At 72.4% G+C, this 12591-nt stretch carries 15 protein-coding genes; 5 read left to right on the top strand and 10 right to left on the bottom strand.

Annotation, left to right across the window (positions count from 1 at the left end):
• Positions 1-285: 285 nt before the first annotated feature.
• Positions 286-1251 (bottom strand): tetratricopeptide repeat protein, encoded by a 966-nt coding sequence (locus ACZ66Z_RS06070; RefSeq protein WP_469932804.1) that lies wholly within the window; start codon positions 1249-1251, stop codon positions 286-288.
• A gap of 328 nt (positions 1252-1579) precedes the next feature.
• On the opposite strand from ACZ66Z_RS06070, the gene ACZ66Z_RS06075 reads away from it, so the two are divergent.
• Entirely contained in the window at positions 1580-2209 is a 630-nt protein-coding gene (locus tag ACZ66Z_RS06075; RefSeq protein ID WP_469932805.1) for a TetR/AcrR family transcriptional regulator, read from the top strand.
• A gap of 74 nt (positions 2210-2283) precedes the next feature.
• Here ACZ66Z_RS06075 and ACZ66Z_RS06080 read toward each other — a convergent pair whose 3' ends face one another.
• The 4 genes from ACZ66Z_RS06080 to ACZ66Z_RS06095 form a co-directional block, all read right to left on the bottom strand.
• Positions 2284-3984 (bottom strand): acyl-CoA mutase large subunit family protein, encoded by a 1701-nt coding sequence (locus ACZ66Z_RS06080; protein WP_469932806.1) that lies wholly within the window; start codon positions 3982-3984, stop codon positions 2284-2286.
• A 71-nt stretch (positions 3985-4055) separates the two neighbouring features.
• Positions 4056-4388, bottom strand: coding sequence for a DUF3817 domain-containing protein (locus ACZ66Z_RS06085; RefSeq protein WP_469932807.1), 333 nt, complete (start codon positions 4386-4388; stop codon positions 4056-4058).
• A 54-nt stretch (positions 4389-4442) separates the two neighbouring features.
• Positions 4443-4952, bottom strand: a complete 510-nt coding sequence (locus ACZ66Z_RS06090) for a MarR family winged helix-turn-helix transcriptional regulator (RefSeq protein WP_469932808.1) — start codon at positions 4950-4952, stop codon at positions 4443-4445.
• A 9-nt stretch (positions 4953-4961) separates the two neighbouring features.
• A complete protein-coding gene (locus ACZ66Z_RS06095) occupies positions 4962-6335 on the bottom strand; it encodes an MFS transporter (RefSeq protein ID WP_469932809.1) in 1374 nt (457 codons plus the stop codon).
• An 82-nt stretch (positions 6336-6417) separates the two neighbouring features.
• On the opposite strand from ACZ66Z_RS06095, the gene ACZ66Z_RS06100 reads away from it, so the two are divergent.
• Positions 6418-7410: an ArsR/SmtB family transcription factor gene (locus tag ACZ66Z_RS06100; RefSeq protein ID WP_469932810.1), complete on the top strand. Its 993-nt coding sequence runs from the start codon at positions 6418-6420 to the stop codon at positions 7408-7410.
• A 3-nt stretch (positions 7411-7413) separates the two neighbouring features.
• Here the strand turns inward: ACZ66Z_RS06100 and ACZ66Z_RS06105 are convergent, their stop codons facing one another.
• The 5 genes from ACZ66Z_RS06105 to ACZ66Z_RS06125 all read right to left on the bottom strand — a co-directional run bounded on the left by ACZ66Z_RS06105 (position 7414) and on the right by ACZ66Z_RS06125 (position 10325).
• On the bottom strand, positions 7414-8079 hold the full coding sequence (locus tag ACZ66Z_RS06105; RefSeq protein ID WP_469933187.1) for a TetR/AcrR family transcriptional regulator: 666 nt from the start codon (positions 8077-8079) through the stop codon (positions 7414-7416).
• A gap of 41 nt (positions 8080-8120) precedes the next feature.
• Entirely contained in the window at positions 8121-8780 is a 660-nt protein-coding gene (locus ACZ66Z_RS06110) for a DUF4166 domain-containing protein (protein WP_469933188.1), read from the bottom strand.
• Between the two features lie 38 nt (positions 8781-8818).
• Positions 8819-9541 (bottom strand): hypothetical protein, encoded by a 723-nt coding sequence (locus ACZ66Z_RS06115; RefSeq protein WP_469932811.1) that lies wholly within the window; start codon positions 9539-9541, stop codon positions 8819-8821.
• A gap of 149 nt (positions 9542-9690) precedes the next feature.
• Entirely contained in the window at positions 9691-9984 is a 294-nt protein-coding gene (locus ACZ66Z_RS06120) for an MTH1187 family thiamine-binding protein (RefSeq protein ID WP_190154743.1), read from the bottom strand.
• The gene (locus ACZ66Z_RS06125; protein WP_469932812.1) at positions 9981-10325 is read right to left on the bottom strand and encodes a DUF3817 domain-containing protein; all 345 of its coding nucleotides are present in this window, start codon (positions 10323-10325) and stop codon (positions 9981-9983) included. Before ACZ66Z_RS06125 ends, ACZ66Z_RS06120 begins: the two co-directional genes overlap by 4 nt.
• A gap of 107 nt (positions 10326-10432) precedes the next feature.
• Between ACZ66Z_RS06125 and ACZ66Z_RS06130 the strand changes: the two genes are divergently transcribed.
• From ACZ66Z_RS06130 to ACZ66Z_RS06140, 3 genes are read left to right on the top strand one after another with little or no spacing between them, the layout of a single operon-like run.
• Positions 10433-11071, top strand: coding sequence for an AIM24 family protein (locus ACZ66Z_RS06130; RefSeq protein WP_469932813.1), 639 nt, complete (start codon positions 10433-10435; stop codon positions 11069-11071).
• Complete coding sequence (locus ACZ66Z_RS06135) at positions 11071-11721, top strand: AIM24 family protein (protein WP_469932814.1); 651 nt, start codon at positions 11071-11073, stop codon at positions 11719-11721. The genes ACZ66Z_RS06130 and ACZ66Z_RS06135 overlap by 1 nt, the downstream gene beginning before the upstream one ends.
• The gene (locus ACZ66Z_RS06140) at positions 11718-12503 is read left to right on the top strand and encodes an AIM24 family protein (RefSeq protein ID WP_469932815.1); all 786 of its coding nucleotides are present in this window, start codon (positions 11718-11720) and stop codon (positions 12501-12503) included. Before ACZ66Z_RS06135 ends, ACZ66Z_RS06140 begins: the two co-directional genes overlap by 4 nt.
• Positions 12504-12591: the final 88 nt, after the last annotated feature.

Genomic DNA, 12591 nt, shown 5'->3' on the forward strand with positions numbered 1-12591 from the left:
CCGAGCGTCGCCGATCGTGGTCCATTCCGGGCGCCCGCACAAGGGGGTTCGTTACTGGCTAGTAACGGGTGGATAACCACGCCATGGCGGGGCGGGACCGAACGGGCACGCTGGGTGCGTTCGAACGACGGGGAATGTCGGGAGATCGCCACATGAATCCGGACAGAACGCCGGGTTCGATTTACTGCAAGTAACAGCGGCCGCGATTACCAAGTTTTGGTAAAGCGCGGCCGCGTTTTGTCACGCTGCTGCCAAATCGTCAGACGATCCGGCACGCACGGAGGGCTAGAACAGCACCCGCGCGAGGGCCTGTCGGGCCGCCGTCACCCGCGGGTCGTCGGCGCCGATCACCTCGAAGAGCTCCAGGAGCCGCAGCCGCGCCGCGTCCCGGTCCTCGCCCGCCGTGCGGCGCACGGTCTCCACGAGGCGCCCGAAGGCGTCCTGCACGTGGCCGCCCACCAGATCCAGGTCGGCGGCGGCGATCTGCGCGGTGACGTCGGCCGGGGCGTCCGCCGCGTTCCTGCGGACGGCGGCCGGGTCGAGGTCCTGCACCCGGGTGAGGAGTTCGGCCTGCGCCAGACCGAGCTTGGCCTCCGGGTGGGCCGGGTCGTCGGCGAGCACGTTCTTGTACGCCTGGACGGCACCCGCCAGGTCGCCCGCGTCGAGCGCGGACATCGCCGCTTCGAGGAGCGCGTCGTACGGGCCGGCCGGCCGCGCCGCCGGGTCGAAGGCGTCGGCGCCCGCGTCCACGGCGATGCCGGTCAGGCCGAAGCGCTCCTCGCCGACCTGGATCAGCTGGTCGAGGGTCTCCCGGATCTGCGCCTCGGGCACCGCGCCCTGGAACAGCGGCAGCGCCTGACCGGCGACCACCGCGAAAACGGCCGGAATTCCCTGGATGCCGAACTGCTGCATCAGCATCTGGTTGGCGTCGACGTCGATCTTCGCGAGCAGGAAGCGGCCGTTGTACTCGACGGCCAGCCGCTCCAGGAGGGGGCCGAGCTGCTTGCACGGCTCGCACCACTCGGCCCAGAAGTCGAGGACGACCGGAACCTCGGCCGAGCGCTGGAGCACGTCGCGCTCGAAGCCGGCCTCGTCGACGTCGATCACCAGGGCCGACGGGGGCACGGCGGTGGAACCGCCCTGCCGGGCGGCTTCGGCGCGCACCTGCTCCGCCTTCGCCTTGGCCTCTCCGGCCGCCTTCACCGCGGCGAGGTCGACGACGCCGCTCATGGACATGTTTCGGGGCTGCATGGATACATCCTCCCCCCTCCGCGCGCGTAACCGGTAAGCCGTGGCTGAACCGCGCCGTCCGCGCATCTCCCGCCGGTGTGCGAGACGCGCGGACGACGCGGTCCTTCGTCTTCGGTGGCCCCGGGTCCCCACCCGGCGCCCTCTGTCGCACCGGATCCCCATCCGGCACTGTGGTTGTCGCTCAGGCCGCTCAATGCCTTTCGCTACGGGTCGTAGCGTAACTCCGGGGAGGGACCCGGCGGGAGGGCGGGGAGGGGATCCGTACGGTGAACTGCCTCACATCACCGACCCCTGGCGGTGCACCTACCGGCGGGTATGGTCCCTTTCCATGTGTAAGCGCACCAACCCCCGCAGCGGCCGCACCGGGCGTCCCCGCTCCACGGAGGCCGACACGGCCATCCTGGAGGCGACCCGCGCGGCCCTGGTCGAACTGGGCTGGTCCAAGCTCACGATGGGGGACGTGGCCGGCCGCGCCGGGGTTGCGAAGACGACCCTCTACCGCCGCTGGGCCAACAAGAACGAGCTCGTCGTGGACGCCGTCGCCGTCCTCTTCGACGAACTCGAACTGCCCGACCTCGGTTCCCTCCAGGCCGACATCGAGCACGTGGTGCTGCAGTTCGCGGCCCTCCTCGAACGGCCCGAGACGAAGACGGCCCTGATGGCCGTGGTGGCCGAGTCGACCCGGGACGAGCCGCTGCGCGAGCGCATACGCGCCTCCATCGTCGACCGCCAGAAGCGGCTGGTCCTGGCGGGCCGCGAGCGGGCCCAGCAGCGCGGCGAACTCCCCGACGAGCACTCCGTGTCCACCGTCGCCGCCCTCGACGACCTGATCTTCGACGTGGTCGCCGGCGCGGTGGTGCACCGCGCCCTGGTGAGCGCGGAGCCGGTGGACCGGTCCTGGGCGGCGCGCCTCTCCGCCCTCCTCCTCGGCGGCCTGGGCGCGGCGGCGGCGTACTAGGCGCAGCAGGCGCACCGGAGGCTGTGGAAGCCCGGGGCCCTCAGGCGTACCGGAGGCTCCAGAAGCCCGGGCCCTCAGAAGCCCGGGGGCTCCGTGTAGGTGCCCCACTCCTCGCGCAGGACGTCGCAGATCTCGCCGAGCGTGGCCTCGGCGCGGACGGCCTCCAGCATCGGGGGGATCATGTTCGACCCGTCCCGGGCCGCCGCGAGCATCGCGTCGAGCGAGGCGCGGACCCGGGCGTCGTCGCGCCGCCCCCTGCGCTCGCCGAGGACCCGGACCTGCTCCCACTCGACCTCGTGGCTGACCCGCAGGATCTCCAGGTCGCCGGTGACCGAGCCGTGGTGGGCGTTGACGCCGACGACCCGCTTCTCGCCCTTCTCCAGGGCCCGCTGGTACCGGAAGGCGGACTCGGCGATCTCGCCGGTGAACCAGCCGTCCTCGATGCCGCGCAGGATGCCGGAGGTGATCGGCCCGACCGGGTGCCGACCGTCGGGGTGGGCGCGCAGACCGCGCTCCTCGATCTGCTCGAAGATCTTCTCGGCCTCGGCCTCGATGCGGTCGGTGAGCTGCTCGACGTACCAGGAACCGCCCAGCGGATCGGCGACGTTGGCGACGCCGGTCTCCTCCATCAGCACCTGCTGGGTGCGCAGGGCGATCTCGGCGGCCTGCTCGCCGGGGAGCGCGAGGGTCTCGTCGAGGGCGTTGGTGTGGAGGGAGTTGGTGCCGCCGAGGACGGCGGAGAGCGCCTCGACCGCGGTCCGCACGACGTTGTTGTACGGCTGCTGGGCGGTGAGGGAGACCCCGGCGGTCTGGGTGTGGAAGCGGAGCCACTGCGCCCTGTCGGTCCTGGCTCCGTAGACCTCCTTCATCCAGCGGGCCCAGATCCGGCGGGCGGCGCGGAACTTGGCGATCTCCTCGAAGAAGTCGAGGTGCGCGTCGAAGAAGAAGGAGAGGCCGGGGGCGAAGACGTCGACGTCGAGGCCGCGGGAGAGGCCGAGCTCGACGTAGCCGAAGCCGTCGGCGAGGGTGTACGCCAGCTCCTGCACGGCCGTCGCCCCGGCCTCGCGGATGTGGTAGCCGGAGACCGAGAGCGGCTTGTACGCGGGGATGTGCGCCGCGCAGTGCTCCATCAGGTCGCCGATCAGACGCAGATGGGGCTCGGGCTCGAAGAGCCACTCCTTCTGCGCGATGTACTCCTTGAAGATGTCCGTCTGCAGCGTGCCGTCGAGGACGGCCGGGTCGACGCCCTGGCGCTCGGCGGCGACCAGGTACATGCAGAAGACCGGGACGGCGGGCCCGGAGATCGTCATGGACGTCGTGACGTCCCCGAGCGGGATGTCCTTGAAGAGGAGCTCCATGTCGGCGGCGGAGTCGACGGCGACCCCGCAGTGGCCGACCTCGCCGAGGGAGCGGGGGTCGTCGGAGTCGCGGCCCATGAGGGTCGGCATGTCGAAGGCGACGGAGAGGCCGCCGCCGCCCGCGGCCAGGATCATCTTGTACCGCTCGTTGGTCTGCTCGGCGTTGCCGAAGCCGGCGAACTGGCGGATGGTCCAGGTCCGGCCCCGGTACCCGGTCGAGTACAGGCCTCGGGTGAAGGGGTACTCGCCGGGCCAGCCGATGCGCTCGAAGCCCTCGTGGGTGTCGCCGGGCCGGGGGCCGTAGACCGGCTCGACGGGGTCGCCGGAGAGCGTCCTGAAGTCCGCGTCACGCTTGCGGGCCTTGTCGTAGCGGGCCTGCCAGCGGCGGCGGCCCTCCTCGATGGCGTCAGCGTCCATGACTCGAATTTACTAGGACGTCCTAGTACATGTCGACGGGAAACCCCCGTACGTGTGCACGGGGGCGGGGGTCAGGCCTTGACGGGCTGCGCCTGCGCGCCGCCGACCAGCGGAAGCGTCTCGGCGACGACCTTGCGCTCGACGAAGAACGCGGCGGTCGGAATGGTGCCGGAGACCAGCACCCAGAGGAGCTTGCCGAACGGCCACTTCGCCTTGGAGCCCAGATCGAAGGCGAAGACCAGGTAGATGATGTAGAGGACGCCGTGCAGCTGGGAGACCGCGAAGGTCAGGTCCTCCCCGACGCCGAAGCCGTACTTGGCGACCATGCACGCGCACAGGATGAGGAGCATGACCGCGGTCACGTACGCCATGACGCGGTAGCGGGTCAGCACGCTGGATTTCATGCCGTCGAGCGTAACGGCACGATCCGGGCGATCTTCGCCCGGGTCGGGGTACGGTCAGCCCTCGTCGAAGTCGTGCGCCGCGACCCGCAGCGGGCGCAGCATGGCGAAGATCTCCGCGCACTCCTCGGCGTCGTACGCGCCGAGGCCGAACTCCATCCCCATCAGGTCGCGGGTCGCGGCCTCGACCACCTCGCGGCCCTTCTCCGTGATGGAGGCGAGGGTGCCGCGGCCGTCGTTGGGGTTGGGCCGCTTGGCGACGAGTCCCGACTTCACCAGCCGGTCCACCGTGTTCGTCACCGAGGTCGGGTGGACCATCAGCCGTTCGCCGATCTTGGACATCGGCAGCTCGCCCGCCTTGGAGAAGGTGAGCAGCACCAGGGCCTCGTACCGCGCGAAGGTCAGCCCGTACGGCTTGACGACCGCGTCGACCTCCGCGAGGAGGATCTGGTGGGCGCGCATGATCGAGGTGATCGCGGCCATCGAGGGGACCGGGCCCCAGCGCTTCTGCCAGAGTTCGTCGGCTCGGGCGATGGGGTCGAAGGGGAGACTGAGCGGCTTCGGCACGCGTCGACCTTACCGACTGGTCATATGCCGGTCAGCCCCGTCTCGCCTTTCGGTCGCCCGCAGCTCGGCGGCGGCGGCGAGGAGACAGACCGTGCCGAGGACGCCCGTGCCCGCGACGACCGTGTGCGCGGGGGCGAACTCGGCCGCGATCCCCGCCCCGGCCATGCCGACGCCCTGCACGGTCATCATGCCCGCGGTCATCAGCGTCATGGCCCTCCCCCGCTGCTCCTCGGGGACGGCGGCGACGAACCGGGCGTCGAGGCCGAGGGTGTGCGCGCCGGTGGCGCCGGCCAGGAACAGGGCGACGGCCGCGAGGGCGACGCCCGGCTCGGGGGCGTACAGGAGGTACGGCAGGACGCCGGTGACGGCGAGCGGCAGCACGATCCGGGAGCGGGTCCCGGCGGAGAGGAACGATCCGGCGAAGAGTTCGCCCGCGATGGTGCCGACGGGCAGCGCGCACATGAGGAGGCCGAGGGCGGCGGTGGAGACGCCGATCTCGTCGGCGTAGGGGGCGGCGAGCGCCTCGGGGACGACGGCGAAGAGCGGCGGCACCCAGAACATCAGCATCAGGGCGCGGATCCGCCGGTCGCGGAGGACCGCCCACGTGCCGGCGAGGCCGCTGCCGGTCTCCTTCCCGGCCGCCCTGGCCGGGCGGCGGACGGTGCCGAGGCGCAGGAGCAGCGCGGAGACGAGGAAGGTGACGGCGGTGACGGCGAGGGCGCCGCGCGGCGGGACGAGGGCGAGGAGGACGCCGCCGGCGGCGAAGCCGGCGAGCAGCGCGCCCTGCGACACGATCCGCAGCAGCGAGCGCCCGAGCACGAAGAGCTCGCCCTCGCCGAGGATGTCGGCGAGGGTCGCCGTGCGGGTGCCGTTGAAGACGGGCGAGACGACGGCGACGGCGCAGCGCAGCACGAGCAGGGCGGCGACGGGGGTGGCGGGCACGACCATGAGCGCGACGCAGCCGGCGCAGACGAGGTCGCAGACGACGAGGATCCGTCGGGGCGGCAGCCGGTCGGCGAGTCCGGCGAGGAGGGTGCCGCCGAGGAGGTAGGGCAGGAACCCGAGGGCGAAGGTGAGGGAGGAGAGGAGCGGGGAGCGGGTCAGGTCGTAGACGAGCACGGTGAGCGCGAGCTCGCTGACGACGACCCCGAGCAGCGAGAACAGATGCGCCGCGAACACGAACCGGAACTCGGTGACGGCGAAGACGGCGCGATATCCGGGGGTGGCGGGCGGCCCCTCGGGCGCGGTGGCCCGTACGGCGGCCCGTACGGAGGTCGGCGCGGCCTCGGGGGCGGCGAGCGACTCCGGCTCCGGCTCCGGTGGAAGCGGGACAGGGGTGGGCGCGGGCGCCGGGAGCGGCGTCCGGTGGGTGTTCTCGGGCATGGGCGCAGCGTGCCCGGGGCGGGGCGCGGGACCTAGACTTTCGGCTCCAGGCGAATGTCCAGCCGCGTCCCCGGAGGGCCCCGTGCCGTACCACCTGCGTTTCGGCGAGGCCGACCCGTTGCGGATCCGGTTCGCGGTCTCGCCGCTCTGGGAGACGCACTCCGCGGTGCGGGTGCTCGCGCGGCCCGCCAAGCAGGGCTACCACCTGCCGTGGATGCGACGGATCGCGGGCGCCGCGCGGGAGCTCGACCTCGGGCCGCTGCACCTGCTGATGCCGCTGCGCGGACACAGTCCGGACTTCCTGTACCCGCCGCCGCTGGGCCCCGCCGCCGCCTTCGAGGACGAGATCACGGCCGTACGGGAGACGGATCCGTCGCTGGCCCTGGACGACTTCGAGCGGGCGCTCGCCGAGACGCCGGGGGCCGCGGACACGGCGGAGGGGCGCCGGATGCTCGTCGACCCCGCCGGGGCGGTGGAGCGGCTCGCCGAGCTGCTCCGGGCCGCCTGGGAGGCCCTGATCGCGCCCGAGTGGCCCCGGCTGCGCGCGCTCCTGGAGGCGGACGTGGCGTACCACTCGCGGCGGCTCGCGGAGGGCGGGCTCGAACGGCTGCTGAACGAGCTGCACCCGGCCTTCGACTGGGCGGCGGAGACGGCCACGCTGCGGGTGGCCTATCCGGGGGAGCACGACCGGCCGCTGGACGGGCAGGGGCTCGTGCTGATGCCGTCGGTGTTCACCTGGCCGGACGTGGTGAGCGGTTTCGACCCGCCGTGGCAGCCGACGGTGGTCTATCCGGCGCGCGGCATCGGCGGGCTGTGGTCGGAGCCCGCCGACCGCACGCCGGAGGCGCTGGCCCGGCTGCTCGGACCGGTGCGCGCGGACGTGCTGTGCGCGCTCGACGAGCCGACGGGCACCACGGCGCTCGCCCACCTCCTGGGCCGGGCGCCCTCGTCCGTCTCCTCGCACCTGGCGGTGCTGCGGGACGCGGGGCTGCTGACCTCGCGGCGGTACGGGCACCAGGTGCTGTACGAGCGGACCCCGCTGGGCATCGCCCTGTCACGGCCCGACCCGGGATGAGCCTCAGGGTTCCAGCCGGCGCCGCAGGGTGTACGTGACGGCCCTGCGCGCCACCGGGTTCAGCTCCTCGACCGCGGCCATCAGGGCGCCGAGCCGTTCGAGGGCGGAGAGCGCGGCCTCCGCGCCCGCCGGGTCGACCCCTTCGTAGAGTTCGAGGCCGACGAAGGAGGCGGCGACCGCGCGGGCGAGCCCGGCGGGGTCGGTGAACTCGGCGAGCGGGGTCCCGGCGAGGACCCGGACGAGGACCTGCTCGATCTCGGCGACCCATAGGTCGAGTCCGGCGGCGGTGGCGGGGGCGAGCCGGGGGTGGGTCTGGGCGCCGGCGAGCAGCTGCCCGAGGACGGCGACGTGACCGGCGTCCCGCTCCTCGGTGTGCATCTCGCGGCCGAAGGCGAGCAGCTCGGAGAGGCTGCCGACGGAGCGCAGCCGCTCCCGGTGGCGGGCCACCCGCTGCTCGGCGCCGTGCCGGCAGGCGGCGGAGAGCAGTTCGTCGACGGAGCCGAAGTGGTAGAAGACCAGGGCCTGGTTGACCCCGGCGGTGGTCGCGATCGCGCGCGCGGAGGCCTTGGCGATGCCCTGCTCGGCGAGGGTGCGCAGGGCGCCGTCGAGCAGCTTCTCCCGGGTCTCCCGGCTCCTGGCGTCCTGCGCCTTCGCGCCCTGTGCCTTCACGCCCGCCGCGGCCCGTCCGCCCGCACCCGTACCGCCCCGCGTCACGCCCGTACCTCCTCGCGCACCGGGCGCAGCCCCGCGCGCACCCCGGTGGAGCGTACGTCGGCGTACGTGGCGGTGAAGGACCCGTGGTAGCCGAAGAGGGGGCCGAAGTGCCGGTTGACGACCCGGACGTCGATGCGGAAGCGGCCGGTGCGCTCGTCGAAGGACTCGCGCACCTCGGCCCGGCCCGCCAGGATTTCCGGGACGCGCACGTCCACGGGGCCCTCGCGGAAGCGGTGTTCGCCGGAGGTGACGAGGAGCGAGCCGTCGGGTTCGACGGTCGGGTGCAGGTCGCTGGCGAGGTGCTGATGGGTGCCGAGGTAGTCGAGGACGCAGGCGCGCTCGGGACTGTGGACCATGGTGGCGTCGAAGCGCCGGGGGCCGTCGGGCAGCGCGAAGGTGCGGACGAAGGTGACGGTCTCCCGTCCGTACGAGTCGGCGTAGGGGACGTTCTCGACGGTGAAGGGGACGTCGCGGCCGGTGCGGGGCAGCAGGACGTTCCGCAGCCCGCCGAGGGCGAGGAAGGGCTTCACGAAGGCCCGGCCGTGCCAGATCCGGTCCATGACGCCCCGTCCGACGCACAGCTCGCCGCTCGCGAGTCCGACCGAGAAGCGCCGCTGGAGTTCGGGGTGCAGCCGTTCGAACGCGGCGTCCCCCATGGCGGTGCGGAAGATCGAGGGCGCGGTGGAGGTCGCGGTCACGGCTGCTCCAGGGTGGCGAGGAGCCGGGGCTCCCGGTGGCGGGCGGGCGGGGTGCGCAGACAGCGGCGGGCCGCGGGGGCGCCCGGGGAGGGCGGTACGAGGACGGCGGCGGCGAGTCCGAGGACGGTGAGCGGGACCGCGGCGAGCGACACGGTGCCGAGCGGCAGGGTGGTCGCGATCCACGGGAGGGTCGCGAGCAGGATCCGGGCGGCGAGTTCGAGGAGCCAGCGGTTCCGGGAGCGCTCGGGGGTGATGCCCCGCTCGCACCAGAGCCGCAGCCGGTCGAAGGACCAGGCGGTGGCCCAGCCCATGAGGGGCCGGAAGAGGAGCCGGTCGGCGAGCCGGCCGGGGCGGCCCCAGCGGGGGCGGTAGTCGTAGCCGGTGAGGAAGCGGACGCCGTCGGGCGTGGGGACGTACCTCCAGTAGCCGCTGCCCTCGGCGAGGAGCGAGAGCGGGTGCGGGGAGGCGAAGCGCAGGGCGGAGACCCGGTCGCCGCCGGCCCGGTGGCGCTCCCCCGCGGAGACACCGGTGCCGGCGACGACCAGGAAGGGCAGGACGCGCGTCGCGTAGCGGAAGCGCTGGGGTTCGCCCTCGGCGCGCGGGAGGTGGGAGATCTCGGTGAACCGCAGGTCCCAGCGCTGGTGCCGGTCGGGTTCCTGCGTGCGTTCCCAGAGCGTCCCCAGGTCCGCGCGCACCCGTGTCTCGATGTAGAGACCCATGGCCGTCCCCCTGCCCGTCCGGGGTTTTGAGCGACTGCTCAAAACTGCCCGCGAGTGAAGGTAGCCGATTTTGAGCACTCGCTCAACCGCAGGACGAGGAGCAGCCCCCGGCCCGGAAGGGGCGGGGGCTGCTTCGGTTCGGGGGCGGGTCAGGCGCCGAGGTGGCGTTCCACCGTCTCGACCTTGGAGGTCAGGCCGTCCGTCACGCCCGGACGGATGTCGGCCTTGAGGACGACGGAGACGCGCGGGGCGCGGGCCTCGACGGCGGCGACGGCGCGCTTCACGACGTCCATCACCTCGTCCCACTCGCCCTCGATCGAGGTGAACATGGCATCGGTGCGGTTCGGCAGGCCGGACTCCCGGACGATCCGGACGGCGTCGGCGACGTACTCGCCGACCTCCTCCCCCACGCCGAGGGGGGTCACGGAGAACGCGACGATCATGCGTTGACCACCCCTTCGCGACGGGCGCGGGAGGCGATGACCGCGGCCTCGGCCTCGCGCTTCAGCCTCCGCTCGGCGACGAAGCCACCGAAGGGCAGCACGGAGAGGACGAAGTAGAGCGCGGCCGTGCCGAAGCTCCACTTGGTCTTGTTCCAGGCGTCCAGCCAGAAGAGGACGTACAGGACGAACAGGACACCGTGGATCGCGCCCATGACCGGCACCGCGTTGAAGTCCGTCGTCCGCTTGAGCACCGAGCAGACCAGCAGGAGCAGGAACGAGACGGCCTCCGGGGCGGAGACGAGCCGGAGCCGGTGGAGCGAGGAAGCGGTCTTGATGTCCACGGAGGAGGTCACCTTCGTTCGATCTTGTGAACGGATGCACAAGGGCCCGTCCATTGTGCACGGCCACTTTGCTGTCTCTTTGGCCGGGGGCCCAGTACCTTCCTGGGGTGGCAACGTTCCGACTCCAAGGCAGCAAAGTGCTCGCCGTCTCCATGACCGGCGACGCCGTCAAGGCGAAGAACGGCTCGATGGTCGCCTATGACGGCCAGATGGCGTTCAAGAAGATGAGCGGGGGCGGTGAGGGTCTGCGCGGCATGGTGACCCGCCGGCTCACGGGTGAGCAGATGGAGGTGATGGAGGTGCGCGGCCAGGGGACCTGCTGGTTCGCCGACCGGGCCTCCGAGATCAATCTCGTCTCGCTGCACGGCGACAAGCTGTGGGTGGAGGCCAGCAATCTGCTCTGCACCGACGCGGGGCTGCGCACCGGCACCACCTTCACGGGCCTGCGCGGCGGCGCGACCGGGAACGGTCTCTTCACCACGACCGTCGAGGGCACCGGCCAGGCCGCGATCATGTCGGACGGCCCGGCGGTGGTGCTGCGGGTGACCCCGCAGTACCCGCTCCAGGTGGACCCCGGCGCGTACATCGCCCACCAGGGCGACCTCCAGCAGCACTTCCAGTCCGGGGTGACCTTCCGCACCCTGATGGGCGAGGGCGGCGGCGAGGCCTTCCAGATCCGCTTCGAGGGCGACGGCCTCGTGTACGTGCAGCCGAGCGAGCGCAACACGATCGGGGGCGACGTCTGATGCCGTTCCGCGAGATCAACTCGAAGATGGTCGAGGCGACCGTCGTCCCCGGGCAGCGGATGTTCAGTCAGCGCGGCGCGATGCTCGCGTACCGCGGCGACGTCGGTTTCACGCCGAACATGGCGGGCGGCCAGGGCGGCCTGATGTCGATGATCGGCCGCCGGGTGGCCGGCGAGGCGACCCCGCTGATGACCGTCGAGGGCAACGGCACGGTGATGTTCGGGCACGGCGGTCACCACATCCAGGTGATCACGCTGACGGGCGACACCCTGTACGTCGAGGCCGACCGGCTGCTCGCCTTCGACGGGACCCTGGAGCAGGGCACGATGTTCATGGGCTCGCAGGGCGGGGTCATGGGCATGGTCCGGGGCCAGGTGACCGGCCAGGGCCTCTTCACCACGACCCTGAAGGGCCACGGCTCGGTGGCGGTCATGGCGCACGGCGGCGTCATCGAGCTGCCGATCTCCCCGGCCCGCCCGGTCCACGTGGACCCGCAGGCGTACGTGGCGCACCGCGGCGACGTGCGGAACAAGCTGTCCACGGCACTGGGCTGGCGCGACATGGTGGGGCGCGGTTCCGGCGAGGCGTTCCAGCTGGAGCTGAGCGGCAACGGCGTGGTGTACGTCCAGGCCTCGGAGGAGAAGCTGTGAGCACCCCGGTGATCCACGACCCGACGACCCTTCCGTCGGACGACAACGTCAATCCGTACACCTTCTGCGTGGAGCTCAAGGGGAGCCAGTGGTTCCTGCAGAAGGGCAAGATGATCGCCTACTACGGGCGGATCGAGTTCAACGGCATCGGGCACGGCCGGCTCGACCGGCTGGTGCGGACGTCCTTCCACTCGCCGCTGCACGCGAGCGACTGGGTGGTGGCCGAGGGCAGCGGGAAGATGCTGCTGGCGGACCGGGCCTTCGACGTGAACTCGTACGACCTGGACGACGGCAATCTGACGATCCGCTCGGGGAACCTGCTGGCCTACCAGCCGACGCTGGCGCTGAAGCAGTCGATCGTGCCGGGGTTCGTGACGCTGATCGGCACGGGCAAGTTCGTGGCCGCGTCGAACGGCCCGGTGGTCTTCATGGAGCCGCCGATGCGGGTGGACCCGCAGGCGCTCGTCGGCTGGGCGGACTGCCCCTCGCCCTGTCACCACTACGACCACGGCTACATGACGGGCGTGATGGGCGGTGTCCGCGCGCTGACGGGCATCGGCGGGACCTCGGGCGAGGAGCACCAGTTCGAGTTCGTCGGCGCGGGCACGGTGCTGCTCCAGTCGACGGAGCTGCTGATGGCGGAGCGGGCGACCGGCGCGCCGCCGGCGCAGGCGGGTGTTCCGGGCGGGCACGGGGCGCCTGGTTCCGGCCAGGGGGCGCTGGGTTCGGTACCGCGCCTTCCCGGCCAGCTCGGCGACCTCCAGCGTCGCTTCGGCCTGTAGCCGGTAGTCTGCGGAGTGTGACGTCCTCGAACGTCTGCGCCGGACCAGGGGTGTCCGGCACATGACGCCCGGCGCGTGGTGCCCGGCG

It is taken from the genome of Streptomyces sp. NPDC107498 (assembly GCF_055582805.1).